Annotated in this window: 25 protein-coding genes; 17 read left to right on the forward strand and 8 right to left on the reverse strand. The window is 62.2% G+C overall.

The window, feature by feature from the left end:
• Positions 1 to 5 precede the first annotated feature (5 nt).
• The 5 genes from NA619_RS20105 to NA619_RS20125 all read left to right on the forward strand — a co-directional run bounded on the left by NA619_RS20105 (position 6) and on the right by NA619_RS20125 (position 5368).
• Positions 6 to 1076, forward strand: a complete 1071-nt coding sequence (locus NA619_RS20105; RefSeq protein ID WP_255963585.1) for a phosphotransferase — start codon at positions 6 to 8, stop codon at positions 1074 to 1076.
• Entirely contained in the window at positions 1073 to 1876 is an 804-nt protein-coding gene (surE, locus tag NA619_RS20110) for a 5'/3'-nucleotidase SurE (RefSeq protein WP_255963586.1), read from the forward strand. Before NA619_RS20105 ends, surE begins: the two co-directional genes overlap by 4 nt.
• A complete protein-coding gene (locus NA619_RS20115) occupies positions 1876 to 3558 on the forward strand; it encodes a long-chain fatty acid--CoA ligase (protein ID WP_255963587.1) in 1683 nt (560 codons plus the stop codon). Before surE ends, NA619_RS20115 begins: the two co-directional genes overlap by 1 nt.
• A 61-nt stretch (positions 3559 to 3619) precedes the next feature.
• Entirely contained in the window at positions 3620 to 4366 is a 747-nt protein-coding gene (locus NA619_RS20120; RefSeq protein ID WP_255963588.1) for a class II aldolase/adducin family protein, read from the forward strand.
• Positions 4367 to 4438: 72 nt separating this feature from the next.
• Positions 4439 to 5368, forward strand: a complete 930-nt coding sequence (locus tag NA619_RS20125; RefSeq protein WP_255963589.1) for a 2-hydroxyacid dehydrogenase — start codon at positions 4439 to 4441, stop codon at positions 5366 to 5368.
• A gap of 31 nt (positions 5369 to 5399) precedes the next feature.
• Here NA619_RS20125 and NA619_RS20130 read toward each other — a convergent pair whose 3' ends face one another.
• Entirely contained in the window at positions 5400 to 6953 is a 1554-nt protein-coding gene (locus NA619_RS20130; RefSeq protein WP_255963590.1) for a class I adenylate-forming enzyme family protein, read from the reverse strand.
• A 284-nt stretch (positions 6954 to 7237) separates the two neighbouring features.
• On the opposite strand from NA619_RS20130, the gene NA619_RS20135 reads away from it, so the two are divergent.
• On the forward strand, positions 7238 to 7567 hold the full coding sequence (locus NA619_RS20135) for a hypothetical protein (RefSeq protein WP_255963591.1): 330 nt from the start codon (positions 7238 to 7240) through the stop codon (positions 7565 to 7567).
• A gap of 96 nt (positions 7568 to 7663) precedes the next feature.
• On the opposite strand, the gene NA619_RS20140 is transcribed toward NA619_RS20135, so the two are convergent.
• From NA619_RS20140 to NA619_RS20150, 3 genes are all read right to left on the reverse strand, one after another.
• Complete coding sequence (locus tag NA619_RS20140) at positions 7664 to 8467, reverse strand: OmpA family protein (protein ID WP_255963592.1); 804 nt, start codon at positions 8465 to 8467, stop codon at positions 7664 to 7666.
• A gap of 45 nt (positions 8468 to 8512) precedes the next feature.
• Positions 8513 to 8908, reverse strand: coding sequence for a DUF4398 domain-containing protein (locus NA619_RS20145; protein WP_255963593.1), 396 nt, complete (start codon positions 8906 to 8908; stop codon positions 8513 to 8515).
• A gap of 247 nt (positions 8909 to 9155) precedes the next feature.
• Positions 9156 to 9500 (reverse strand): pilin assembly protein, encoded by a 345-nt coding sequence (locus tag NA619_RS20150; RefSeq protein ID WP_255963594.1) that lies wholly within the window; start codon positions 9498 to 9500, stop codon positions 9156 to 9158.
• 198 nt (positions 9501 to 9698) lie between these two features.
• Here NA619_RS20150 and ppc point away from each other — a divergent pair, with 198 nt between their 5' ends.
• The 11 genes from ppc (at position 9699) to NA619_RS20205 (ending at position 19550) form a co-directional block, all read left to right on the forward strand.
• Positions 9699 to 12332, forward strand: a complete 2634-nt coding sequence (gene ppc, locus NA619_RS20155; RefSeq protein WP_255963595.1) for a phosphoenolpyruvate carboxylase — start codon at positions 9699 to 9701, stop codon at positions 12330 to 12332.
• 255 nt (positions 12333 to 12587) lie between these two features.
• Positions 12588 to 13235 (forward strand): adenylate kinase, encoded by a 648-nt coding sequence (adk, locus tag NA619_RS20160; protein WP_255963596.1) that lies wholly within the window; start codon positions 12588 to 12590, stop codon positions 13233 to 13235.
• A 142-nt stretch (positions 13236 to 13377) separates the two neighbouring features.
• Positions 13378 to 14055, forward strand: coding sequence for a tRNA (adenosine(37)-N6)-threonylcarbamoyltransferase complex dimerization subunit type 1 TsaB (tsaB, locus tag NA619_RS20165; RefSeq protein WP_255963597.1), 678 nt, complete (start codon positions 13378 to 13380; stop codon positions 14053 to 14055).
• A gap of 58 nt (positions 14056 to 14113) precedes the next feature.
• A complete protein-coding gene (locus tag NA619_RS20170) occupies positions 14114 to 14476 on the forward strand; it encodes a hypothetical protein (protein WP_255963598.1) in 363 nt (120 codons plus the stop codon).
• A gap of 17 nt (positions 14477 to 14493) precedes the next feature.
• Positions 14494 to 15363, forward strand: a complete 870-nt coding sequence (locus tag NA619_RS20175) for a DUF72 domain-containing protein (protein WP_255963599.1) — start codon at positions 14494 to 14496, stop codon at positions 15361 to 15363.
• 58 nt (positions 15364 to 15421) lie between these two features.
• On the forward strand, positions 15422 to 16114 hold the full coding sequence (locus NA619_RS20180) for an extensin family protein (RefSeq protein WP_255963600.1): 693 nt from the start codon (positions 15422 to 15424) through the stop codon (positions 16112 to 16114).
• A gap of 55 nt (positions 16115 to 16169) precedes the next feature.
• Positions 16170 to 16952: a class I SAM-dependent methyltransferase gene (locus tag NA619_RS20185; RefSeq protein WP_255963601.1), complete on the forward strand. Its 783-nt coding sequence runs from the start codon at positions 16170 to 16172 to the stop codon at positions 16950 to 16952.
• Positions 16953 to 17129: 177 nt separating this feature from the next.
• Entirely contained in the window at positions 17130 to 17549 is a 420-nt protein-coding gene (locus tag NA619_RS20190) for an HPF/RaiA family ribosome-associated protein (protein WP_255963602.1), read from the forward strand.
• Positions 17550 to 17882: 333 nt separating this feature from the next.
• On the forward strand, positions 17883 to 18143 hold the full coding sequence (locus NA619_RS20195; protein WP_122164406.1) for a hypothetical protein: 261 nt from the start codon (positions 17883 to 17885) through the stop codon (positions 18141 to 18143).
• Between the two features lie 161 nt (positions 18144 to 18304).
• Positions 18305 to 18550, forward strand: coding sequence for a DUF2789 domain-containing protein (locus NA619_RS20200; protein ID WP_255963603.1), 246 nt, complete (start codon positions 18305 to 18307; stop codon positions 18548 to 18550).
• A gap of 187 nt (positions 18551 to 18737) precedes the next feature.
• Complete coding sequence (locus NA619_RS20205) at positions 18738 to 19550, forward strand: inositol monophosphatase family protein (RefSeq protein WP_423836855.1); 813 nt, start codon at positions 18738 to 18740, stop codon at positions 19548 to 19550.
• 345 nt (positions 19551 to 19895) lie between these two features.
• Here NA619_RS20205 and NA619_RS20210 read toward each other — a convergent pair whose 3' ends face one another.
• The 4 genes from NA619_RS20210 to NA619_RS20225 form a co-directional block, all read right to left on the reverse strand.
• Positions 19896 to 20363, reverse strand: coding sequence for a DUF3597 domain-containing protein (locus NA619_RS20210; protein WP_255963605.1), 468 nt, complete (start codon positions 20361 to 20363; stop codon positions 19896 to 19898).
• A gap of 94 nt (positions 20364 to 20457) precedes the next feature.
• Complete coding sequence (locus tag NA619_RS20215) at positions 20458 to 21960, reverse strand: efflux transporter outer membrane subunit (protein WP_255963607.1); 1503 nt, start codon at positions 21958 to 21960, stop codon at positions 20458 to 20460.
• Positions 21953 to 25117 carry a multidrug efflux RND transporter permease subunit gene (locus NA619_RS20220; RefSeq protein WP_255963608.1) on the reverse strand — a complete coding sequence of 1055 codons (3165 nt, stop codon included), beginning with the start codon at positions 25115 to 25117 and terminating at the stop codon, positions 21953 to 21955. The genes NA619_RS20215 and NA619_RS20220 overlap by 8 nt, the downstream gene beginning before the upstream one ends.
• Positions 25114 to 26289 carry an efflux RND transporter periplasmic adaptor subunit gene (locus tag NA619_RS20225; RefSeq protein WP_255963610.1) on the reverse strand — a complete coding sequence of 392 codons (1176 nt, stop codon included), beginning with the start codon at positions 26287 to 26289 and terminating at the stop codon, positions 25114 to 25116. Before NA619_RS20225 ends, NA619_RS20220 begins: the two co-directional genes overlap by 4 nt.
• Positions 26290 to 26512 lie beyond the last annotated feature (223 nt).

Raw genomic sequence — 26512 nt, forward strand, 5'->3', positions numbered from 1 at the left:
TGGCAATGAACGAACCCGAGCTGATCGACGTACTGCCGGCGCATCGGTTAGATGAACCGGCGCTGGCGCGATACCTGCGCAACCACCTGCCAGGCATTGGCGACGAACTGAATGTTCGCCAGTTTCAGGGCGGGCAGTCCAACCCCACTTATTTGTTGGAAAGCGCCGGGCGGCGTTACGTGTTGCGCAAGAAACCGCCGGGCAAGGTGCTGCCGTCGGCGCACATGGTCGAGCGCGAATACAAGGTGATCCGCGCGCTTTCGGAACACAGCCGCGTGCCGGTGCCCTCGGTGCATCTCTTATGCGAAGACGAAACCGTAATCGGCACCGCTTTCTATGTCATGGATCACGTCGAAGGGCGGATCTTCAGCCATCCGGCGCTGGACGAGTTGGCTGTTGCCGAGCGCGAGCCGATTCACATGGCAGCCATCGATACGCTGGCCGCATTGCATCAGGTCGACGTAGAGGCCGTGGGGCTGGGTGATTTCGGCAAGGCCCAAGGGTATTTCGCCCGTCAGGTAAAGCGCTGGTCCGGTCAGTATCAGGCGTCCCGCACCGACGACATGCCGTCGATGGAAAGTCTCATGCAATGGCTGCCGGAGCAGATCCCGCAGCGTGACGAATGCGCCATCGCCCATGGAGATTACCGACTAGGCAATCTGATCTTCGATCCAGCCGAGCCAAGGGTAGCGGCGATTCTCGACTGGGAGCTTTCCACCATCGGTCATCCACTGGCGGACCTTGCTTACTTCTGCCTGCCGTATCACTTGCCTGCTGGCGTGGAGGGCTTGCGCGGCTTGGTCGGGCTCGATCTGCAGGCGTTGGGTATTCCGTCCGAGCAGCAGGTGCTGGCGCGTTACTGCCAGCAGAGCGGACGCGGTTCCATTGCTGACTGGCATGTCTTCGTCGCGTTTTCGCTGTTCCGGCTCGCGGCGATTCTTCAGGGTGTGTACGCGCGGGCCTTGCAGGGCAATGCCAGTAATGCCGATGCGTTGCAGGTCGGGCAGCGCGCCGGTCTGCTTGCCGACGCCGGTTGGCGGATCGCCCAGAGCGGCGGCAGCGGGGTGACCCCATGAATGCGCCGTTGCTGCGTCGTGTCCTGCTGACCAACGATGACGGCATTGCCGCGCCGGGTCTGGCATTGCTCGAACGAATCGCCGCGCAACTGGCAGAGGAAGTCTGGGTAGTCGCGCCCGAGCACGACCAGAGCGGCACAGGACAGGGCATCTCGGTGCATGCGCCGTTGCGCGTGTATCACCATGGCGAGCGGCGCTTCGCCGTTTCCGGCACACCGTCCGACTGCGTGATGTTCGCAATGGCCGAATGGCTGCAGGACTCGCCGCCTGACTTGGTGCTGTCCGGCGTCAACAGCGGAGCGAATATCGGCGACTCGGTGCCTTACTCGGGCACCCTCGGTGCGGTTCTCAGCGCCGACCTGCTCGGTGTGCCGGCCATCGGTCTTAGCCAGGCCTTTCTGGACCGCACACTGATCGACTGGTCCTGCGTAGAAACCTACGCCGCCGTCACGATCCGCGCGCTCTGGGCGCGTCGTGAAGAAAACGGTTGTTGCTGGAATGTGAATTTCCCGGCTTGCCCGGCTGGCGCCGTCAGCCATCTGCGGATGACCCGGCAATCCCGCGGTTCGATCACCCGACCGCGTTTGCAGGCCGGCCACGATGGTCGCGGTCTGCCGTACTGGTGGCTTGGGTTCGAACACTCATCCGCCCATATCACCGACCCCGAACTCGACGTTACGGCGTTGCGCGCGAAACGCATCGCCATCACGCCGCTGCGCGATACCCGGTGCTGGCTCGAGTGGGGCGAAGAGCGGGCACTGGCCGATCTGGCCGTCAATTGTGATTCAGGAGCTCAGTAATGTTCACTCGTCATCATGGGGTCTGGCCTGAAGATCTGCCCAAGCACCTGACCGTTCCGGAAACCAGCCTGTTCAACAATCTCGAAGTCTCCGCGCGCCGCTATCCGGACAAGACGGCGATCATCTTCTACGACACCCTGATCACCTACACCGAGCTGTTGCGCGAGGTTGAAGCGCTGGCCGGTTACCTGCAACACCTGGGCGTGGCCAAGGGTGATCGGGTGTTGCTGTACATGCAGAACTCGCCGCAGTTCACCATCGCCTACTACGCGATCCTGCGCGCGGATGCCGTGGTGATCCCGGTCAACCCGATGAACCACAGCGCCGAGCTGGAGCACTACCTGCACGACACTGGCGCGGCCCTGTGCCTCTGTGGGCAGGAGCTCACCGGCTTTATCTCGCCCCTGGTCGGCACAGCGCAGTTGCGCCATGTCGTCGTTGCGGCTTACTCGGAATACCTTCGCCAGCCCACCGATCTTGCGCTGCCAGCCGAGGTGCGGGCACCAGCCGTAGCGCCGGCTTTCACTGGCGGCATCGCCTGGAGCGAAGCCCTGCGCGCCGGTCACAAGGCGGGATCGCACACGGCTGGTCCGGACGACCTGTGCGTGTTCCCTTACAGCTCAGGCACCACGGGCGCGCCGAAAGGCTGCATGCATACCCACCGCTCCGCCATGGCAACCATCATCCATCGCGTGGTCTGGACCAACAGCACCAGCGAATCGGTGATCCTCGCGACGCTGCCGTACTTTCACGTCACCGGCATGCAAGGCGCCATGAGCGGGCCGATCTACAACGGTGGCACCGCGGTCATCATGACCCGCTGGGACCGCACGGTCGCGGCCCAGCTGATCGAGCGACACAAGGTGACCGGCTGGGTGAACATCGCCACCATGGCCATCGATTTCCTCTCCGATCCCGATGTCGAGCGCTACGACCTGTCCAGCCTGGTCAGTGTGGGTGGCGGTGGTGCCGCGATGCCCAAGGCCGTGGAGGAGAAGCTGCATCGGCTCACTGGTCTTCGTTATATCGAAGGCTATGGGCTGTCGGAAACCATTGCGGCCACCCACATCAACCCAGTGCCGCGACCCAAAGCGCAATGCCTCGGCATCCCGGTATTCGATGTTGACAGCCGCGTCATCGACCTGAGTGACCAGCGGGAGCTCGGCCCCAATGAAGTAGGCGAGATCGTCAGCCGCGGCCCGCAGCTGTTCCAGGGTTACTGGAACCGTCCGGAAGAGACCGAGCGCGCCTTCATCGAACTGGACGGCCACAGGTTTTTCCGCACCGGCGATATGGGCTACTACGATGAAGAGGGCTATTTCTTCCTCGTCGACCGGGTCAAGCGGATGATCAACGCCTCCGGTTTCAAGGTCTGGCCATCGGAAGTCGAAAGCCTGATGTACCGCCACCCGGCGATTCAGGAGTGCTGCGTCATTTCCTGCCCCGATCCCAAGCGCGGCGAGACGGTTAAGGCCTGTGTGGTATTGCGCAACGGCCAGGCTGGGCTGGTCAGCGAGCAGGACATCATCGACTGGTGCAAGGCGGAAATGGCTGCCTACAAGGCGCCGGTATACGTGGAGTTCGTCGCGTCGTTGCCACGTTCGTCAACCGGCAAGTTGATGTGGCGCACCTTGCAGGAAGAGGAGAACCGCAAACACGCCAGTCGCGCTCAAGAGGCCTGAGGACAGCGAATGAACGAGTGCCATGCGCCACGGGCACCTACGTAACCACTGGAGCAAAGCTATGCAAGATTCAACTTCAACGAATCGGGAAGCGGAATGGCAGGTGCGCAAGGACCTCGCTGCAGCCTATCGCCTGGTGGCGCATTTCGGCTGGGACGATCTGGTGTTCACTCACCTGTCGGCACGCGTGCCGGGCCCAGAGCATCATTTCCTGATCAACCCCTACGGCCTGCTGTTTCAGGAGATCACGGCCTCGTCCCTGGTGAAAGTGGATCGCGAGGGTCAGATCGTCCAGAGCGGCAGCCTGCATCGTGTCAATCCGGCGGGCTTTACCATCCACAGCGCCATTCACATGGGGCGTGAAGATGCCGGCGCGGTGATGCATCTGCACGCCGCGGACGGTACGGCGGTTTCCGCCCACCGCGACGGCCTGCTGCCACTGAGTCAGACGGCGATGCTCTGTCTCGATCACATCAGTTACCACGAATACGAAGGCGTCGCGCTGGATCTGACCGAGCGCGAGCGGTTGATCCGCGACCTGGGCAGCAAGCAAATGATGATCTTGCGCAATCATGGTGTGCTCACCGCTGGTAGCACCGTCGCCGAAGCCTTCACCTACCTGTATTTCCTGATGAAGGCCTGTGAGATCCAGGTGCGCGCCCAGTCGTGCGGGCCGACGCACATGCCCTCGGCTGCAGCCATCGAAACGACCCGTCAGCAATCGGCTGAACTCGGCATGGCCGCCAAGCTCACCTGGCCAGCCCTGTTGCGTCTGCTGGAGGCCAACGGCCACGTCTATGCGATTTAGCGGTAGGCTGAGGCGATCACTTGTCCGCCCCCGAGGCGGACGGTCATTCATCCGAGCAAAAGCAGAACGCCCATGAAAATCCTCTTTGGTGCCGCCGATCCCAAGCCCGAGCGCTGGACCAGTCTGATCCAGCAGCATCTGCCTGAGGCTGACATTCAGGTCTGGCATTCGGACATGCCGAGCTGCGGGGCCGACTACGCCATCGTCTGGCATCCGCCGGCCGCGCTGTTCGACAAGGAGCCTCATCTCAAAGCCGTGTTCAACCTGGGCGCGGGCGTCGATGCGTTGGTCCAGGTGCCCAACCTGCCGCGCGACATTCCGGTGGTGCGTCTTGAGGACGCTGGTATGTCCGTGCAGATGGCTGAGTACGTCGCTTATCACGCAATCGGCATCAGCCGGGACATGGATTTTTACCGTGAGCAACAAGCCGAGAAGCAATGGAAACTGCGACGCCCCATCGAACGCAGCGAGTGGCCCATCGGCGTGCTCGGCCTCGGCCAGATCGGCCAGCGTGTCGCCCGCACACTGGCCGGGCTGGATTACCCGGTGAGCGGCTGGGCTCGCTCCGCGCATGCTCTGGACGGCGTACGCAGCTTTGCCGGCGCTGCCGAACTCGACGGCTTTCTTGGCGAGACACGCGTGCTGGTCAACATGCTGCCCTTGACCGAGAGCACGCGAGACCTCATCGACTATTCATTGCTCGCGAAGCTCAGGCCCGACGCCGTGGTGATCAATGTCGGTCGCGGCGAACATCTGGTAGACGAGGATCTTTGCCGAGCTATTGAAGAGGGGCGAGTCGCGCGCGCCGTGCTCGATGTGTTTCGTGAGGAGCCGCTGCCTACGTCGCACCCGTTCTGGCAGATGCCGCAGGTCACCATCACGCCCCACGTCTCGGCGCGCACCTTGCGCGAGGCCACCATTGCTCAGATCACCGACAAGATTCTCGCCCTGGAACAAGGGCAGTCCATCAGCGGCATCGTCGACGTCCAGCGCGGCTATTGATCCATTCCGTCACGGCGCAGGCGGGCGTCCTTCAGTCCGCCGCGCCGTCCTCAGAAAGATACCGATCCCGTAACTCGCGCTTGAGCACCTTGCCAATGGCGCTTCGTGGCAGCTCATCGATTAATTCAAGGCGGGCCAAGCGCTGGGTTTTGCCGACACGGTCGTTGAACCAGCTCAGCAGCGCTTCGGGTGCGTGGGTTGCGTCAGACGCGAGGACGACAAAAGCTACCGGCGTTTCTCCCCAGCGCGTCGAAGCCACGCCGACCACGGCCACGTCCCCGATGGCCGGATGCTCCCGCAGGATGGCTTCGAGATCGCTCGGGTACAGGTTGAAGCCGCCGGAGATGATCATGTCCTTCTTGCGATCGAGCAGCGTGAGGAAGCCCTCGGCATCGAAGCGGCCGACGTCGCCGGTGCGGATGAAGCGCTTGCCGCTCGGGTCGAACCACTCGGCTTCGGCGGTCTTCTCGGGTTTGTTCAGGTAGCCGGTCATCATCGCCGGGGAATGCCCGACGATCTCGCCGATAGCGCCTTCAGGCAGCTCGTTACCGGCATCGTCGATCACACGGATGTCATGTCCCTCGGCTGGCTTGCCGACGGTGTGCAATTTGTCCGGATGCTCATGGGCTGCAAGGATGCAGGTGCCGCCGCCTTCGGTCATGCCATAGGTGTCGATCAACCCGCCCGGCCAGCGCGCCAGAACATCCGCCTTCAGCGCTGCACTGAACGGCGCGCTGGTGCACATCTTGTAGCGGAAGTGGCTGAGGTCGTATTGATCGAAGTCGTCGTGGGCCATGATCCGCTGGTACTGCACCGGCACCAGCATGGTGTGCGTGACCGCGTGCCGCTGCGCCAGGCTCAGATATTCCCCGGCGTCGAACTTGGGCATCAGCACTACGGTGCCGCCGAGGGCCAGCGTCGGCAGAAAGGCCACCAGCGTGGTATTCGAGTACAACGGCGTGGAGATCAGCGTCGTGGCGTTGTCGCCGTACCCGTAGGCAGCGCTGCGCCGCAGGTGCGCCCAGCGCATGGCATGGGATTGCACGATGCCCTTGGGCTCGCCTGTGGTGCCCGAGGAATAGATGATGTTGAACGCCCATTCCGGCTGGATCTCGACCGGCTCCGGTGCGGAATCGCTGAGCCAGTCCGCCAGTGTCGACGACTGATCCAGGCGCAGGAAAGGGCAGGGTAGTCGGCTGGAGACCCGCTTCAGATGCTCCGCTGCGTTCGCGTCGAGGAAGACCAGCCGAGGCGAGGCGTCGGCCAGCATCGTCAGCAGACTTTCGGGACTTGCCGAAGGGGCCAGTGGCGCGACGGCGACACCGGCCCGCAAAGCGCCGAGAAACACCGCGGCGTACTCAATGGAGTTGTACGCACAGATAGCAAGCACGTCGTCCGGCTTCGCGCCGTCACGTTGCAGCGCCGCCGCAACGCGGCTCATGTAACGGTCGAGTTGGGCAAAACTCAGCGTGCGGTCGTCCTGGATCAGCGCGGGATGATCTGGCTGATGCTTTGCCCAGTATGCGATCAGATCGGGAACTGCAGCGAAGGGTTGATCCAGATCGACGGCGTCGTAGGTTTCCATCACGGGCTCATCCTGTCGGCGTTGGAAGGCGTGTTGTATGCGGGCAGTCTGACGGGCAACCAGGCATGCTCCGAGCCTAGCAACCATCAGGGCTAACGGTGGCTGCGTGAAGCGATATTTGCTGCGGCGATGTCGGCCGATCAGCAAGGCGAAACGTTGGAGGCAGATCGCTACTGCTTTTGGCGTTCAGGCACAGTCAGGCCCGACATGCGCAAACGTATCCTTTCGCCTTGGTCGCCTTAATTTTGCGACAATGCCGGCTCTTAGATCAGACGAGCCCGTCCATGTCCGAACGCAACCCCATCCCCCTGATCCTGACTGCCATAGGCAGCGTCATAGGCACCGTCGCGGTATTGACCTACTACGGTTATGTGCATATCGCAAAACCCGAGGACGCGCTGCTGCTTGCCGACTACACCATGCTCAAGACTATTCCAGGCGAGGACTATCGCGTCTCGCTGAAGCCGGCCCCACAGGTAGCTGAATGCATCGATGGTGTGCTGGTGCTTTTCGATACCGAGCAGAAGGGACTGACAGGCGTGCTGGTAGATAATCGCAAGCGTGCGATCCGTTGCATGGGTCAGCAGGTGCCCGCGCAACCGGCTAATCCCTAATACCCACGCACTGCGTCACGGGCAATAAAAAGCCCGCCATGATGGCGGGCTTTTTTACTTTCCCGCATACCGCCGGGACCGTTCAGCCGAGCTGAATCACTGCATCGACGAACGGGGTGCTACGCGCTGATCATCGTTCGAAATTGTCACTTCCACTCGACGGTTCATGGCGCGGCTGGAAGGCGAGTCATTGCTCGCTACCGGATACTCTTCGCCATAGCCGACTGCCTGGATACGCTGTGGATCAACGCCAGCACGGGTCAGGGCACGACGCACGGATTCTGCGCGGCGCTCGGACAGTTGCTGGTTGTATGAATCCGAACCAGTGCTGTCGGTGTAACCCTCGACTACCACCTTGCGCTCAGGGTTCTCTTGCAGGAATTGCGCAAGCTTCTGCACGCCGCGCATGCCCGACGGCTTCAATTCAGACTTGTTTAGATCGAACAGCACGTCGCCGAAGGTCACCAGCGTGCCACGTTCAGTCTGCTTGGCTTGCAGGTCCTGCTGCAGCTGGCGGATCTCATCCTGCTGACGCTTGAGCTGCTGCTCGCGGGATTCCAGGCGGGCTTCGGCGCGTTTTGCCGATGCCTTCTCGATGTCCTGCTCGGCAGTACGCAGGGCGATGGTCTGCTCAGCCAGCTCGATCCGGCGCTTGGCCAGATACGACAGCTGATCGACGGTGTTCTCGTCTGCATCCTTCTGGAACGCCTGGTTGGCCTTTTCCAGTGACTTGCCGGCATCTTCGGTTTCCAACGCGGCGAGCTTGCTGGAGCGCGCATCAGCTTGCAGCTGCGAATATTGGCTGCGCGCCTGTTCCAGATTCTGGTTCGGCTGCGACGAGCAGGCCGCGAGACCGATAGTCATGGCCAGCAGGGTTGGGAGGGCGAGTAATTTATTCATATCGAATCATCCTGTGTTCAAGGCGTTGAGAGTCGAGCGGGGTGATCACTGCATGCCGCGCATGCTTTCCTCGCGCAGTTCCTGGATCCCCTGATTGGCGTCCTCTACGGCCTTTTGCGCCTTGGCGGCCTGGGCCTTGCGCTCCGCTACGCGGGCGTCCCACTCGGCCTGCTCGGCCAGTTTGCGTGCTTCGTCGTAATTTTCTTTCTGCATGGCCATTTCAGCCTGCTTCCACTTTTCCTGCGCTGCGCGCATTTCGACAGCGGCGTATTCGGTGCCGCCTGCACTCACGGCGCTACGTACCGCGGATTCGGTGACGGCGAACTGCTCGTTCGGTGGATTGCCGGCACAACCAACCAGCAGCAGGCCTCCCAGTGCAACGGCCGCCAGCTTGGGTAGCTGGAATCGCGGAAGGGGGCTTTCGATGGTGTTCATTTTCATGGCCAGTCTCCAATGAGGTTTCGAGAACAGTGCCCGCAAGCCTCGTGCTTGGCCGTCTTCGATGGTCAAGCAATCAGAACGGGCATGTTTTTGTGAGGCCATCTGAGCGTAATCGTTCCGGATTATTACCAAACGAAACGTCTGGACGTGGCTCCGTAGACGTGTTTTGGGCGCCAGAATCATGCTTTCGGTGATGATCGGATACCCGCGGAGCGGCCGATTTACGGGCCGCTCTGCCGGGTTGGGGTCAGGAATCCGCGGCTGATTGCTCGGCTAGCAACCGCTCCAGGTGTTTGCGCGAAAGTGCCAGAAACCGGGGGGTCGGGCCGACATCTTCGTAAATGGGGTCGCCCTGCTCATCGGTCGAGATCACCTTGGTACCGCGCTGGTAGGGAAGGCTGGTCTCGATGCCTTCCAGTGCTGCGCCTACCAACTCACCGAGCAGCTCCTCTGTGCTTCGCTTCGGATACATCTCGGCCAGCGCTGCCAGTCGTGCGGCGCTCTCGACGTCCAGCGGAATGGTGTATTGCGTGCTGCTCATGCGGCCGGTGGCACTGCTTTCCCACTCTTGAACCAACTCTGTGATTTTCATCTAGCTCCATCCTTAGCCCGCGTGAGCGAGCACTATTGGCGGGTATTGCGGACGAACAACGAACAGGCTCGCTCCGCTATGCCTTGTCTTCGACGTAGACGCTGGGCACTCTGTTTGGACGGTTCATACAGCGTAGCCGTTCAGCCTCGGTTGCATTTCGGTTGCGAGCTTTTGTTGGTGCGGTCTGGGAGACAGAACATGGCGCAAATCGACGCGCGACTGCGCGAGAACGTTCATCTGCTCGGCGAACTGCTGGGCAATACCATTCGTGAACAACTCGGCGATGCCTTCTTCGACAAGATCGAGCGCATCCGCAAAGGGGCCAAAGGCGCACGACGCGGGTCGGCCGACGGGGCCCGGCTGCTGCAGGAGACGCTCGATGGGTTGGCAGACGACGAGCTGTTGCCGATGACGCGTGCGTTCAACCAATTCCTCAATCTGGCCAATATCGCCGAGCAGTACCATCAGGTGCGTCGACGCCGGCCGGGTGAGCCCGCGCCCTTTGAATTCAGTGCCCTGGGAGGGCTGCTTGAGCGGCTCAAGGGCGAAGGTTTCGCTCAGGAATTCCTCGCGCGGCAGGTGGGCCGACTGGAAATCGAGCTGGTGCTGACGGCGCACCCGACTGAAGTGTCGCGACGAACCCTGATCCAGAAGTACGACGCCATCGCTGCGCAGCTGGCGGCGCGTGACCACACCGACCTCGGCGCGGCGGAGCTGTCGAAGATCGAGCTGCGGCTGCAGCGCCTGGTCGCCGAAGCCTGGCACACCGAAGAGATCCGTCGCAGCCGTCCGACGCCGGTAGAAGAGGCCAAGTGGGGCTTCGCGGTAATCGAGAATTCATTGTGGCAAGCGCTGCCGAATGTGCTGCGTCAGACCGACCTGGCGCTCAAGCGCAGCACCGGGCTGCATCTGCCGCTGGACGCCTCACCGATCCGTTTCGCCTCCTGGATGGGGGGCGACCGCGACGGCAACCCGAACGTGACCGCTGAAGTCTCCCGCGAAGTGCTGCTGGCGCGTTGGGTCGCGGCTGACCTTTTCCTGCGTGACATCGAAGGGCTGATTGCGGCGCTTTCGATGCAGACCGCCAGCGACGAGCTGCTGCAACACAGTGGCGAGTCGGCCGAACCTTACCGTGCCTTGCTCAAGCGGTTGCGCGATCGTCTGGTGGCCACGCGCGACTGGTCGATCAACGCGATCGAACATGGCCAACCAGCGCCGACTGAGGTACTGCAGGACAACGCCGACCTCCGTGAGCCGCTTGAGCTCTGCTACCACTCGCTGCACGCTTGCGGCATGGGAATGATCGCCGACGGGGACTTGCTTGACACCCTGCGGCGCGTCGCGGCGTTCGGCCTGTTCCTTGTGCGACTGGATATCCGTCAGGACTCGGCTCGGCATGTCGCTGCGCTGGCCGAGATAACCGACTACCTGGGGATCGGTCATTACGATCAGTGGGACGAGCAGAAGCGTTTGGATTTTCTCCAGGGCGAACTGAACAACCGCCGGCCGCTGCTGCCATCGCACTTTCAGCCTTCTGCCGAAACGGCCGAGGTGCTCGAAACCTGTCGCGTCGTCGCTCAGGCGCCCGGTGCATCGCTGGGCTCCTATGTCATCTCCATGGCCAAGGGTGCGTCGGACGTGCTGGCGGTCCAGCTGCTGCTCAAAGAGGCGGGACTGCAACGGCCGATGCGAGTGGTGCCGCTGTTCGAGACGCTCGACGATCTCAACAATGCAGGGCCGGCCATCGAACAGCTGCTGGGTCTGCCCGGCTACCGCCAGCGCCTGCATGGCCCGCAAGAGGTGATGATTGGTTACTCGGATTCGGCCAAGGATGCCGGCACCACGGCCGCTGCCTGGGCGCAATACCGCGCGCAAGAGAGCCTGGTCGATATCTGCCGCGAACATCAGGTCGAACTGCTGCTATTCCATGGCCGTGGCGGCACAGTGGGCCGAGGCGGCGGTCCGGCCCACGCGGCGATCCTTTCCCAGCCGCCGGGATCCGTAGCGGGGCGTTTCCGTACCACCGAGCAGGGCGAGATGATTCGCTTCAAGTTCGGCCTGCCGGACATTGCCGAGCAGAATCTCAGCCTGTATCTCGCAGCGGTGCTGGAAGCAACCCTGCTACCGCCGCCGATGCCCGAGCCGGACTGGCGTGAAACCATGGAGCAGCTGGCCAAGGACGGGGTGGCCGGATACCGCAGCGTGGTGCGCGACCACCCGCAATTCGTCGAGTACTTCCGCCAGGCAACGCCGGAGCAGGAGCTTGGCCGCCTACCATTGGGTAGCCGGCCGTCCAAGCGCCGCGAAGGGGGCGTTGAAAGCTTGCGTGCGATTCCGTGGATTTTTGCCTGGACCCAGACACGGCTGATGCTGCCGGCCTGGTTGGGCTGGGAACAGGCACTACGCGCTGCGCTGGAGCGCGGCGAAGGCGAGCGGTTGAAGCAGATGCGCCAGCGTTGGCCATTCTTCAGCACCCGGATAGACATGCTGGAAATGGTGTTGGCGAAGGCTGACGCAGATATCGCCGAGGGCTACGACGAGCGGCTGGTCACCGATGAACTGCAGCCGCTGGGGCGCGATTTACGTGACAGATTGTCGCAGGCCGTAGCGGCGATACTGCAGTTGACCAATCAGTCGGAGTTGCTGGCGCATAGCCCGGCCACATTGGAAGCCTTCAGTCTGCGCAACACCTATCTGGACCCGTTGCATCTGATGCAAACCGAGCTTTTGGCGCGCTCGCGGCAACAGCAGAGCCCAGCGGCAAGCCCTCTGGAGCAAGCTTTGTTGGTCAGTGTCGCGGGTATCGCGGCAGGGTTGCGCAACACGGGTTGATGCTTCCCAGCCTGGTTCATGGGGCGTCTGGCAAACGTCACCATGTGCGGCTGGCGGCATTTTTATGCCGCATTGGGCTGCCTGAATGCCGCTACTGAAGGTGCCGTGGCCGCCGCTTGTCTGCATTCTGTGCGCTGTGTATCGTGTTCAACCTTTTGTCGCATGGCGGCAAACCAGAATTTTTGATTCGCCAGCGGTAGGGGTGCGTTGCATCGATCCTGGCGACATCCCTTTGTAAACTTGAGGACTCACTCCATGCGCATCATTCTGCTGGGAGCGCCCGGTGCCGGGAAAGGCACACAGGCACGCTTCATCACCGAGAAGTTCGCCATTCCGCAAATCTCCACGGGCGACATGTTGCGTGCAGCGGTCAAGGCCGGCTCGCCGCTCGGCTTGCAGGTCAACGATGTCATGGACAGCGGTGGTCTGGTTTCCGACGCGATCATCATTGCGCTGATCCAGGAGCGTTTGCAGCAATCTGATTGCGCCAACGGTTTCCTCTTCGACGGCTTCCCGCGCACTATTCCGCAAGCCGAAGCGCTGCGCGACGCGGGTGTGCACCTGGACCACGTACTGGAGATCGCGGTAGACGACGAGGAAATCGTAGGGCGTCTGTCCGGTCGCCGTGTGCATCCGGCCTCTGGGCGCGTTTACCACACCGAGTACAACCCGCCGAAAGTAGCGGGCATTGATGATGTGACGGGCGAAGAACTGGTTCACCGTAAAGATGACCTGGAAGAAACTGTCCGCCATCGCCTGAGCGTTTACCATTCGCAGACTCAGCCGCTGGTTGCCTTCTACCAGAACCTCGAAGCAGAAAGAGGCACGCCAAAATGCAATCGCATCGAGGGCGTCGGATCGGTGGAAGAGATCACCGGAAAGGTGATGGCAGCGCTCAGCTGATATCGCTTTGCTAAGTAAACGGCCCGCTTGCGGGCCGTTTTCGTTTCCGGCACACCCCGCATTGATGGCGCGTTCGATATTCAATCGCCGCAAGTGCTACTGCTACAATCGCCGCCCTTTTTCCCGCTGACCGGAACCTCTAATGACCACGCTGCTGGCCCTGGACACTGCCACCGAAGCCTGCTCCGTCGCGCTGTTGCATGACGGCCGCGTGCTGAGTCATTACGAGGTGATCCCGCGGCTGCACGCGCAACGTCTTCTGCCCATGATCCAGACCCTTCTGAGCGAGGCGGGCATCGCACTCACGGCAGTCGATGCCCTGGCCTTCGGTCGCGGCCCTGGTGCGTTCACCGGTGTTCGCATCGCGGTTGGCGTGATTCAGGGATTGGCGTTCGCGCTGGAGCGTCCCGTGCTGCCGGTCTCGACCCTGGCGACCATCGCCCAGCGCGCGCATCGCGAACAGAGTGCGGAGCAGGTTGCCGTGGCGATCGATGCCCGCATGGACGAGGTGTATTGGGGCTGTTACCGAGCCCAGCAGGGCGAAATGCAACTGGCCGGCAGTGAGGCTGTATTGCCGCCGGAACAGGTCCAGCTACCGCTTGGAAACAGCGGCGAGTGGTTCGGCGCAGGTACTGGCTGGGGGTACGGTTCGCGCCTGGCCGTCCAGCCTGCAGCAGCTGATTCCACACTGCTGCCGCACGCCGAAGACCTGCTTACATTGGCAGGTTTTGCCTGGCGCCGTGGCGAAGCGGTAGATGCCGATCAGGCCCAGCCGATCTACCTGCGTGACAACGTCGCAACACCGAAGGCCGCTCGCTGACAAGCGGCATTGCCAATTGTCAGGCAGCTCGCTAGAGTCGGCGCACTCGAACAGGTGAATGATGCGCCTAAACGGTCTCGCCCCCTCAGCCTATCCCATTGAACGTCCTGCCCAGCCCGGCAGCGCGCCGGTCCCTTATCGCGAGAGCGAAAGGGCTGCGGAACAGGCTCGCGAGTCCATCGTCACCCCGGTCAGCCAGCCCGATTCCACCTACGAGCACCTTTCCCGACCCAGCAAAAGCGAATCGACCGACTATGGTTCGGTCATTTCCGGTGATTTCATGCCGGCTCGCTTCGAAGCCATGATGGAGCGGCCCCTGACCAGTCGGGCCACCCAGGCGCTGCAGAGCTATGGCAGCACCGCCAGCTTCACGGCCGACGTAGACGCTCACGAAGTGCTCGGTCTGGATCTCTATGCCTGAGGCGTAGTGAACCGCGTTTGAATCTTCCCTATTTCCTTGGTTGCCCGTCCTGGAATGATGCCGCATGGCGCGGTGCGCTCTATGCCCCAGGCTTGCCGGCAAGCGAATTCCTGTCGAGCTATTGCTCGGTTTTCAATACCGTCGAGGGCAATACCACGCTTTATGCCTGGCCATCGGCGCAGAAGATCGCGCGCTGGGCGGCGTTGATGCCAGAAGGCTTTCGCTTTTGCGCCAAGCTGCCACGTGAGATCAGTCAGGCGCCGGATCTGCGAGATGTGGTCGATCTGGTCGTTTCGTTCCGCAATCTGCTTGCCCCCCTCGGCACACGGGTGACGCCATTCTGGTTACAGCTGCCGGCATCCTTTGGTCCTGCTCGACTTGATGAGGTGTCGCAGCTGATCGAGGCTCTGAACCGGCCGCTCGCTGTGGAGGTCCGGCACGCCGCCTTCTTCGCCCGCGGCGAGGAGGAGCGGGCGCTGAACCGGATGCTGCACGAGCGGGGTGTGGAGCGAATCTGCATGGACACCCGCGCGCTGTTCAGCTGTCAGTCTCGCGATCCGGCACTGATTCACGCTCAGAGCAAGAAGCCGCGGTTGCCGGTGCGGCCAACGGCGTTCAGCGATTCCCCGCAGCTGCGTTTTGTCGGGCATCCCGAACTGGAAGCGAACGACCAATTTCTGCTGCCGTGGCTGGAAAAAGTGGCCGGATGGATCGAGGAGGGCAAGCGCCCGCATGTTTATCTGCACACGCCTGACAACCGGCTCGCGCCAGAACTGGCCATGCGTTTCCATGATCAGCTCAGCAAGCGACTGCCAGGCCTGCCGCCCTTACCGGTAGCGCCCATGCAGAGCGAGTCGCAGTTATCTCTGCTCGGCAGCGAACGATGATCGCCCTTGCACCGGCAAGGTGCTGCAACCTTGAAGCACCGCCGTTGCCGAAAACTGCATGACGTTCGGCCGTTTCTTTCTCCTTCTACTGCTCGCGCTGGGCGGTTTCGTTTACGCAGTCTGGCGTGGGCATGTCGACGTCCCGCCAAAGTGGAATCCCTGGGCGCCGCTGGACATTCGCGAGGCGCCCAATCTGCTGACCTCATACAAGCTCCGCCGGCTGCAGGAGGACCGAAAGCTGTGCGAGATGGCGCTGGCTACGTCCGATCTTAAATACGTTGCCGTGCCCGACAGTACGCCGCAGGCGGGCTGTCCGGTTGAAAACGCCGTGCGAGTCACTGGCTCGGCGGTGAAATTCAATAGCGCCTGGTTGGCGACCTGCCCACTGGCCGCGGCCTATGCGATGTTCGAGCGCCACGGCCTGCAGCCTGCCGCACAGCAGGTGTTCGGGCAGCCGGTGGCGCGGATCGATCATTTCGGCAGCTTCGCTTGTCGCAATATTGCGCGCAGCAATCGGCGTAGTCAGCATGCCTCCGCTAATGCGCTGGACCTCGCCGGTTTCAGGCTGCAGGACGGAACCCGCATTACCGTGGCGCGCGACTGGAAGGGCGACGACGACAAGGCGCGCTTCCTTCGCCAGGTCAAGACTGCTGCCTGCAACGCTTTCAAGATCACCCTGAGTCCTGAATACAACGCTGCGCATCACGATCATTTCCACGTGGATATGGGCGGCTTTGGCATGTGCCGCTGAGGCATGCTGGGGCTCGCTCTGGCAAAATGCGGCGTTTTCCGCTCACGAGCCCCGTATGACTTCTTCCCCCTTGGTCCGTATCGAAGTTCTTGCGCCGCAGTATGCCGAGCAGGCGATTGCCTGGGCGTCCCGGCTGGGTTTGCCGTTGCAGGTGGACGACGCCGAGTTCGCGCTGCAACTGGGCGAAACGGGACTGCAGCTGCAGTTGCTCGGTCCGCTGGCGCCTGGTCCTGTGCGTGTGGATTTCCTGGAAGGGGGCGCTGCGCACCGGCGGCAATTCGGCGGCGGCAGCGGGCAGATGATCGCCAAGGCTGTCGGCATTCAGCCTGGCATCCGCCCCAGCGTGCTGGATGCCACAGCTGGGCTCGGGCGTGATGCGTTCGTGCTGGCAACGCTGGGCTGTGAGATGGTGCTGATCGAGCGTCAGCCGCTGATCGCCGCATTGCTGGAGGATGGACTGGCGCGCGCTCAGGGCGATAGGGACGTGCGACCAATCGTGCAGCGCATGCAACTCAGGCAGGGCAATGCCATCGAGCTGATGACGGCGTGGGAGGGCGAAGCACCGCAGGTCATCTACCTCGATCCGATGTTTCCTCACCGTGAAAAAAGCGCGCTGGTAAAAAAGGAAATGCGCCTGTTCCGTCCGTTCGTGGGCGATGACCTGGATGCAGGCGCATTGCTGGAGCAGGCGTTGGCGCTGGCGAGTCATCGCGTGGTGGTCAAACGGCCGCGCAAGGCGCCGACCATCGAGGGTGCCAAGCCTGGCTATAGCCTCGAAGGTAAATCCAGTCGGTACGACATCTACCCGAAGAAGAAGCTCGCCTCAAATCCGGGATAGGCCGGGGCCCCTGTATATCCGCGTTGCTCTACCCAGTCTGAACGGCATCCGCACTGGCAATTGGTCTTCGTTACCTGTGGTTTCGTTGCTTGCTTAATCATCTCAATAGTGGCATTCCTAGCTCAGGCCGTTTGAGGCTGAACGGTGGTTACCCAGATCGTGTAGAAGGAAGAGCATATGCAGATCCAAGTACATAGCGATAACCACATCGAAGGAAGCGCCCGCCTGGTTGAGTGGGTGAGCGCTAGCGTTGCAGACAAGCTGGACCGCTTCGACGACGAGGTCACCCGTGTCGTGGTCCATCTGAACGACGAAAATGGCATCAAGGCCGGCGCGCAGGACAAACGCTGCCAGATCGAAGCACGGCCCAAGGGCCAGCAGCCTGTATCCGTCACGCACAAGGCAGCTTCGCTTGAGCTGGCCGTCGACGGCGCCATCGGCAAGCTCAATAACGCTCTCAACCATCAGTTCGGCAAGCTGCGCAGCAAGCGCGCCTCAGCGCCGACGCTAATCGAAGGCGAAACCCTCGAAGTAGAGGGTCGGGATGCGTTGCTGGAAGAAGACTTCCTTGCTGACGAGCAACTGCGTAGCTCCTGATACTTCTCCCCCGACCGTGACGGCGGCCCCGTAAGCCGGCCGTCACGGTGCTGATCCCCTCGTTTCATCTGATCGCACGACCGCATTCCACCGCCGTCTGCGCTGACACTCATCGCCTCGCATCGCATCGCCCCGACATGTCCTCGTAACAGGTCCTTACGACGCCGGGCCAGCGTAACGCCGAGCCTGTGCTATACCCAATAGAGGCACCGCATGGGGAGCGCTTGTACCGGCGCGCTAGGCTCATGCCGGGCCGTGACGAAAAGGGGGATCGACCTGCTGCGTGGCATCGCATCGGTGCCATCCGCAGCCAAAGCGCAGAGAGGTAGCACCATGACCATGATGCAATGTGAATACCGCGATCACGTCATTACCGCCGAGGTAATGGAACACCCTGGTACACCGACGCCGTGGGCGGGTGGGTGCCGAATCAGCAATCATCAGGGCCAGACCACCCGGCGCATGGCGCTTCCCGTGGGCCATGCCTTCATGGCAGAGCTGGAACAGGCGCAACGGGCGTCCATCGCTCACGGTAAATGGCTGGTTGATCAGTGCCTGGACAACGGCCGACAGCTATTCGACAAAGCTGCTTGAGTTTCTGCGGGCCGCGCCTGTTGCGGGGCCCGCTTTTTTAGCCCCATCTCGCCGGAACGGTACGTCCCCTCTGTTGAACTGTTCCCCTCGCCTAAGCCTCTATTGGAGGCATCGTCCGTTTCTGACGGACACCACACCGATCCAGGCTGAGGAGCTGTTTGATGGAACTTCCAAATAAAGACATGACCACACTGTTCGAGCAGCTGGGCCTGCCTTCAGACCCGGCCAGCATCGACAATTTCATCGCCGACCACGCGCCACTTCCCAATCATGTGAAGCTCACCGAAGCGCCGTTCTGGAGCGACTCGCAGCGGGCGTTTCTCAAGGATGAATTGATGGAAGACGCCGAATGGGCGCCTATCGTGGACGAGTTGAACGTCCGCATCCATGAGCAGACGACGCCCTGACTTCTGCGCCTTGGCGCTTGAACGAGACGGCTGAGAAGGCCGTCTCCGCTGACATCTGGCTCCGCGCACGCCAACAAGCGCTGCTGCGTTATGTGCATTCCATCGTCGTGCTCGGTATGCCGGCAACCGTTGATTCACTAGAATCCCCGCTTCCGCGCAGTTCGCGCAGCCGCTTCATAGGATGACCATGAGTTCCGAGCACTCCCTCGATATCGACGCTCGCCTGGCATGCGCCAAAGCTCTTGCCCTCGAGGCAGCTGAGCTTGGGATGGACTTCTACCGCAAGCGCGAGGCGTTGACCGTCGAACACAAAGGCAATGACCTGCAGGATGTGGTGAGCATCGCTGACAAGCAGATCGAAGCCTTTATCCGCGAGAAACTGAGCCAGCGTTTCCCTGAAGATGGCTTTCTCGGTGAGGAAAGCGGCTCGGCTGACCTCACCGCGCGCTGCGTCTGGGTCATCGACCCGATTGACGGTACGGCGTGCTTCGTCAACGGCTTGCACAACTGGTGCGTGTCGATCGGCCTGTTGATCGATGGCGAGCCGCATCTGGGCGCGATCGCCGACCCGAATCACAACGAATTGTTTTATGGCTGCCTGGGCCGTGGCGCATTCGTCAACGACAAACCGTTGAAGGTCAGCTCAGCCACTCACGTTGGCCAGGGCGTAACCGCAACCGGCACGTTTCACCCACGCGGCAAGGAGCACTTCATTCCGTTCATGGAAAAGCTGCTCGGCGAAGGCGGGATGTTTTTCCGCAACGGCTCTGGCGCGCTGATGACCGCGTACGTCGCTGCCGGGCGCTTGCTCGGTTACTACGAGACCGAGCTGAAGAGCTGGGATTGCATGGCCGGGCTGGTGCTGGTGAAAGAGGCGGGTGGCCTGGTCAATGACTTCTTCCGCAATGACGGCTTGCTGCTCGGCAATCCGTATCTGGTCGCCTGCCCCGGCGTGTATCCGCAGCTAGCTGAAATGATTGGTCCGTCGCTGGACGGCTGATCTATAGAAAGACCCTCACTGCTCGGATCGCGAGCAAGCTCGCTCCTACAGCGGCCAGGGTGAGTCATGCTTTTTTAGAAGCCAGCGGGTAGGCGTGGTGGTCCGACTTTCGTGGGACGCAATCCGTCAAAACGGATTGCGAGCAAGCTCGCTCCTACAGTGGCCACTACTTAAAAACCAGCTCGGTGGCGAAGCGTTTTGAGTCTCGTAGGGTCGCTCAGCTGATGAATACGGTTCGCGTGCAAGCTCGCTCCTACACCCACGCAAGGTGAGTCAGGCTTTGTAGGAGCCAGCTTGCTGGCGATCAGCGTCCTGCTTAGCTGGGCTCGCAAGCCCAGCCTCCGATCAGGTCCGCAGTTCAGGCGGTACGGTGCCGCCATGCTCGGCGAGCTTGTGCATCACGGTGCGGTGCAGCCAGGTATTCATCTGTGCCGAATCGGCCATCATTTCCTGGGGGCAGCCGAGTTCAGTTGCCAGTTCCTTGCGCGATTCCAGGCTGCTATCCAGACCCAGAAGCTTGAGCAGGTCGACGATGGAGGTGCGCCAGTTCAACTTCTCGGCGTGAGTGGCGGCCATGCCATCGAGCTTGGCAGGCACATCAACCGCGGAGCCGGCAGTCAGGCCGTTTTCATTGCTTGGTGCAGCACCTGGCGGCGTAGTGGTGGCGTTGTGTGCAGCGGTCGGGCGTTCCGAATCTATAACGGTGCCCGTCGCGTGCTGGTTCGGTGTGTTGCTGGGGTCGACAGGCTTGTGTGCTTCGTTGCTGACGCCGCCCATGCCGAGCTTTTCTTTGATGGTGTCGAACAGGCCCATTGCATTTTCCTCAAGTGATTGCGTGTGTAAATGGGACCACTCCAAGCGGCCAGTGATCGCCGCCGCAGGTCGGGAGAGGCCCGATGTTCCTGGCTTAGCGACCAGAGGTCGGGACCGATCCGCCGTCATCAGGTTGCAGCTCGGTTGCCTGCACCGCAGTTCCGCCACCCAGCGCGATATAGAGGCTCACAAGATTTTGCACCTGGGCCCGCTGGACCTCGATAAAGGCTTGCTCGGCATCGAACAGGTTGCGCTCGGCATCGAGCACCTGAAGGTAATTCACGACGCCCTCGGCGTAGCGGTCACGTGCCAGCTCCGCAATGCGCTGCAGCGTGGCGACGTTCTCCTGCTGTGCGTCGACCTGTTCTGCCAGATAACGGCGCCCGGCGAGTGCGTCGGCGACCTCGCGAAAAGCCGTCTCGATGGCGCTTTCGTACTCGGCCACCGCCACGTTCTCGCGTGCCTGTGCGACTGTCAGGTTGCCGCGGTTACGGCCGAAATCGAACAACGGCAGCGAAATGCTGGGGCCGATGCTCCATGTGCGATTGTCGCGGCTGACCAGCCCGCTTAGCTCGTCGGAGATATAGCCGAAGCTGCCGGTCAGCGAGATTTGTGGGAAGAACGCTGCCCGCGCGACACCGATATTGGCGCGCGCCGCACGCAGGTCCTGTTCGGCGCCGAGGATGTCCGGCCGTACCAGCAGCAGTTCGGATGGGAGCCCCGCATCCAGTCGTAACGGCTCGATCTGCCGGTCCAGCGGCAACGATTCCGGCAGCGGCTGCTGCAGTGGACCGCCCGCCAGTTGCGTAAGGTAGTTGACCTGCTCGGCGCGCGTCAGGCGCAAGCTGGCCAGCTCGGTCTTGGCTTGCGTCAGCAGGGCTTGTGCCTGGTTGTAGTCAAGCGCCGAAGTGATGCCGGCATCGAAGCGCGTCTGGGCGATGCGCAGGCCATCGCGGCGACTCTGCAGCGTCGCTTCGGCACGATCAATCCGCGCCTCGGCGCTGCGGATGGCCAGATAGGTCGACGACACGTCGGCGATCAACGACAGTCGAAAAGCGCGTTGCGCCTCGATCGTCGACAGGTATTGCGCGCGCGCCGCTTCGGTGAGGTTACGCACGCGTCCCCAGAAATCCAGCTCGAACGCCGAGATCCCGAGCCCGACCGAAAAGCGCTCGCTGATCTGGCCACCCGCACCACCGGACGCGCCAGTCGTGCCAGCGCCTGCCCCTGCAGAGCCGGCACCGGTTGCGCCCGCACCGCTGGCCGGGAAACGGCCGCGACTGGCGTCGGCATTGGCGGCCAAAGTGGGATAGCGGTCCGCACCCTGTACCCCGAACTGGCCTCTTGCTTCTTCGATTCGTGCCACGGCGATCTGTAGATCGCGATTTCGTAGCAGGGCGGTTTCGATATAGCGCTGCAGCCGCGGGTCCTTAAGAAACGCGCGCCAGTCGATTTCACTGGCCGCCGCTTCGCCCTGACTCGGCTGATACTCGGCCGGATACTGCGCGGCGCTGGGTGAGGGCGGCTGTTCATGGGGCGGGGCGAGCTGGCAGCCGCTTAGCGCGGCGATCAGCAGCAGGGGTGCGAATTTAGGCATTGTTCGATGCCCCCTGATCGTCCGCCGGGTGCGCCTTGTCTTCGGCGGTCGGTGGTCGGCGCTTGGTTAGCCAGCGGCGTACCGAAAGGTAGAACAGCGGGATATAGAACAGCCCGAGCAGCGTGGCGACGATCATGCCGCCCATGACGCCGGTGCCTACCGCGATCCGGCCAGCTGCGCCCGCCCCGGTGGATAGAACCAGCGGCAGCATGCCTAGGATGAATGTCAGCGAGGTCATCAGGATCGGGCGGAAACGCAGACGCACCGCATTCATCACCGCGTCGGTGAGGCTCTTGCCTTTGCCTTCTTCTTCGATGGCGAACTCGACGATTAGAATGGCGTTCTTGGCCGAAAGACCAATGATGGTCACTAGACCAACGTTGAAGTACACGTCCGCCGGAAGGTCGCGGATCATCGCGAACAGCACAGCACCCAGCGCGCCGAAGGGCACTACGAGCAGCACCGCGATAGGCACCGTCCAGCTCTCATACAGCGCCGCCAGCACCATCAGCACCACCAGCAGAGAAAGGCCCAGCAGCATCCCGACTTGTCCCGATGCCTGTTGCTCTTCCAGCGAGGCGCCGGTCCACTCGTAGCTGAATCCACCTGGCAGTTCGGCCGCCAGTCGCTCCATCTCGGTCATCGCTTCGCCGGTAGTCCAGCCCGGCGCGGCGCTGCCGGAGATCGTCAAGGCCGGGTAGCTGTTGTAGCGCTGCGATTGCGTTGGCCCCTTTGTCCACGCCACCGAAGTGAAGGCGCCGAAGGGCACGCTTTCGCCCTGGTCATTGATCACCTTCAAGTCGAGTACGTCCTGCGGCGTCATGCGATAGGGTGCATCGGCCTGCAGCAACACCTGCAGCACCCGTCCGTCGCGGTTGAAGTCGTTGGCGTAGGCGCTGCCGAAGGCTATCGCCAGTGTCGCGTTGACCTCGTTGATGGAAAGCCCGAGTGCCCGCGCCTTGATGCGGTCGATATCGACCCGCAGGCGCGGAGCATCATCGGCCCCTTCGGGGCGTACGCTCTCCAGCACGGCGCTTTCGCCGGCCTTGCCCAGCAGCTGGTTGCGCGCGTCGAGCAGTGCGGCATAGCCCATTCCGCCACGGTCCTCGAGCTTGAAGGTAAAGCCGCCCGCCACACCCAGTCCCGGAATCGACGGCGGATTCAAGGCAAATACGCGTGCTTCCTTGATCTGCGAGAAGCGACCCATGGCTTCGCCTACCAGCGCCTGAGCCGAACTGCCGTCCTCGGTACGCTGGTCCCAGGGGATCAAGCGCACGAAAGACATGGCATGGGCCTGTCCCTGGCCGAAGAAGCTGAAGCCGTAGACGGTGATGGCGTCCTCGACAAGCGGGTGATCCGCGTAGAACGCTTTGACCTGCTCGATGGCTTCCTCGGTGCGTTCGACCGTCGCGCCGGGTGGCGCCTGGATCACGGTCATGAGTGAGCCCTGATCCTCATCCGGCAGGAAAGCGCTGGGCATGCGCATGTAGAGGAATGCGGTGAGCAGCAGGAGCCCAACAAAGGCCAGCAAGAACCAGAGCGGACGCGCGAGCATGCCGCCCACGGCTTGGTGATAGTGATTGGTAGTGCGGTCCATCCAGCGGTTGAACGGGCCGAAGACACGCTGACCGAGGCCGGGCTTTTCCTCCTCGGGGCGCGGTTTGAGCAGGGATGCGCAGAGTGCCGGCGTCAGCACCAAAGCCAACAGCGTTGACGTGCCCACGGCAATCGACAGGGTGATCGCGAACTGCCGATAGATGCCGCCCGTAGAGCCCGGGAAAAACGCCAGCGGCACGAATACCGCAATCAACGCCAAGGTCGTGCCGATGATGGGTGCGGTGACCTGCCCCATTGCCTTGACCGTGGCTTCATACGGCGGGAGGCGCTCCTCATCCATGATTCGCTTGACGTTTTCCACCACCACGATGGCGTCATCCACCAGGGTGCCGATAGCCAGCACCATGCCGAACAGGCTCAGCAGGTTGATCGAGAACCCGGCAATCCACAGCCCGAGGCAGGTGCCCGCCAGGGTGATAGGAATCACGATGGTGGGGATCACCGTGGTGCGCCAGCTCTGCAGGAACAGCAGCATCACCAGCACCACCAGTCCCATCGCCTGGAGTAGAGTAACCACCACCTGCTGGATCGATGACGAAATGAATGGCGTCGAGTCGAACGGGACCGTCCAGGCGACATCTTCGGGAAAGCCTTCGGCCAGGTCGCGCATCCGTTGCTTGACCGCGTCTGCCGTGTCCAGGGCATTGGCGCCAGGAGATAGCTGCACGGCCAGACCGGCAGCAGGTTGGCCGTTGAGTTCGCTGCGTGAGGTGTAGTTCTGTGCGCCCAACTCGACCCGGGCGACATCGCTCAGGCGGATTGCCGAGCCATCGGGCGTGGCGCGCAGGATGATCGCCCCGAACTCCTCAGGCGTGCTGAACCGGCCGCGTGTTTCCAGCGGTGCGTTGATCTCGATGCCGTCGGCCAGGGGTAGATCGCCCAGCGCCCCGCCCGCGGACTGGCTGTTCTGTTCTTGCACTGCAGACAGCACATCCGCAGCTGACAGACCAAAGCTCGCCAGGCGATCCGGATTGAGCCAGATCCGCATGGCATAGGCGGTGTAGAACTCACGGATATCGCCCACGCCCTCCACGCGCCGCAATTCATCGAGTACGCGCGTGGTGGCGAAATGACCGAGCTCCAGGGTGCTCATGGTGCCGTTCTCGGAGAACATCGAGATGATCAGCAGGAAGTCCCGTGACGCCTGGAAAACCTGAATGCCCTGACGGCGGACTTCTTCCGGCAATCGCTGCTCAACGCGACTCAGGCGGTTCTGCACTTCCATCTGAGCGATGTCGATATCAGTGCCCGACTCGAACGTCAGCTCGATCGAGGCGCTGCCGTTGGAGCGGCTCGAGGAGTCCATGTAGAGAAAACCTTCAACGCCGTTGAGCTCTTGCTCGATCACCTGGGTGACGTTGGTTTCCAGCACAGAGGCATCGGCACCAGGGTAGGTGACGCTGATGCGCAACGTCGGCGGCGCGATGCTTGGGTATTGCTCGATGGGCAGCGAGCGCACCGAAAGCATGCCGCCGAGCAGAATCCCCAGCGCGATGACCCAGGCGAAGACCGGGCGCCGGATAAAAAACGCAGGCGTCATTGGCTCTGCTCGGAAGAGGGCGATGCTTGCGGCGGTGCTTCGGGTTCATAGGGAATGGTGCGTACCGCCGCACCACTGCGTACGCTGCCGCCGCCCTCGACGATCACTACGTCGCCCGCTTTCAGCCCTTCGCGGATGAGCCACTGGCTGCCTTGCAGCTCGCCGAGCTCCACTTCCAGCGAGGCGACCTTGTTCTCTTCGCCCACCAGCAGCACGCGAGCGCCTTGATCATTGACCATCACCGCGCGCTGCGGAATCAGCACACCGTTGGGTCGCGTGCCCGCATTGACCCTTGCGCGAACGAACTGTCCGGGCAGGAGCAGTCGGTCAGAATTCGGAAATTGGGCGCGTACGGCCACGGTGCCGGTGGTTTCATCGATGCTCATGGCGTAGAAGTCGATGTAGCCGGGATGCTGGTATTCGCTGCCATTCTCCAGAATCAGCTTAACCTCGACCCGCCCGTCTTCTGACAGCTCCAGCTCCCCCGAAGCGAGCTGTGCGCGGATACGTAGCAGGTCCGAACTGGACTGAGCGAAATTGACGTAAACCGGATCGAACTGTTCGACCGTGGTCAGCAGAGTGCCTTCACTGCCATTGACCAGCGCGCCTTCGGTTACTTGGGCGCGACCGGCGCGGCCCTCGATCGGAGACTCCACGGTGGTGTATTCCAGATTAAGCTCAGCCGACTGCACGCTGGCTTCGGCTTGTGACACATTAGCCCGAGCCGTGCGCAGCGTGGCGAGTGCGGTGTCGTATTCCTGTTGGCTGATTGCCTGTTTCGCCACAAGCCCCTTATAGCGCCTGACGTCCTGCGCGGCGTTCTGAGCAGTGGCCTGTGCGCCTTCCAGCGATGCCTTGGCGGCCTTGAGGTTAGCGCGCATTTCCCGTGGGTCGATCTGGAACAGCGGCGTGCCAACGTGGACGTCGCTGCCTTCCTCGTAAAGACGCTTCTGGATGATGCCGTTGACCCGGGCACGAATCTCGGCGATACGCACGGCCTGGACGCGGCCGGGGAGTTCGATGATGTTGGCGATCGGTCGTGGTTCGACCGTCATGACCTCCACCTCGGACGGTGGCGGAGCGGATTGTTCGGTTTTTTCTTCGTTGGAGCAGGCTACCAATAACAGCGCCGTGGCGCTCATCAGCACCGCGTTTTGCAGAAACTGCCTCATTCAGTAAGACCTTCTTGGCTCGTGCACCGTCTTCGCCGCGGTATAGCGCGCTGACCTACACTCGACCGCCAGTGGTAGGCACGGTTCCGGTGAAATCTCCGCTTCGGCCAGGCCGAGGCGGCCTTGATAACTCGTTGCGGAATGGGACATGGCCGTATCCGGCCCGTACAAAACCGGTCATGAAGCGCCCTGGCAAATTTTTGTGCACCGCCGATCCTGGCAG

The organism is Stutzerimonas stutzeri (assembly GCF_024448895.1).
In the GTDB taxonomy this organism is placed as follows: Bacteria; Pseudomonadota; Gammaproteobacteria; order Pseudomonadales; family Pseudomonadaceae; genus Stutzerimonas; species Stutzerimonas stutzeri_Q.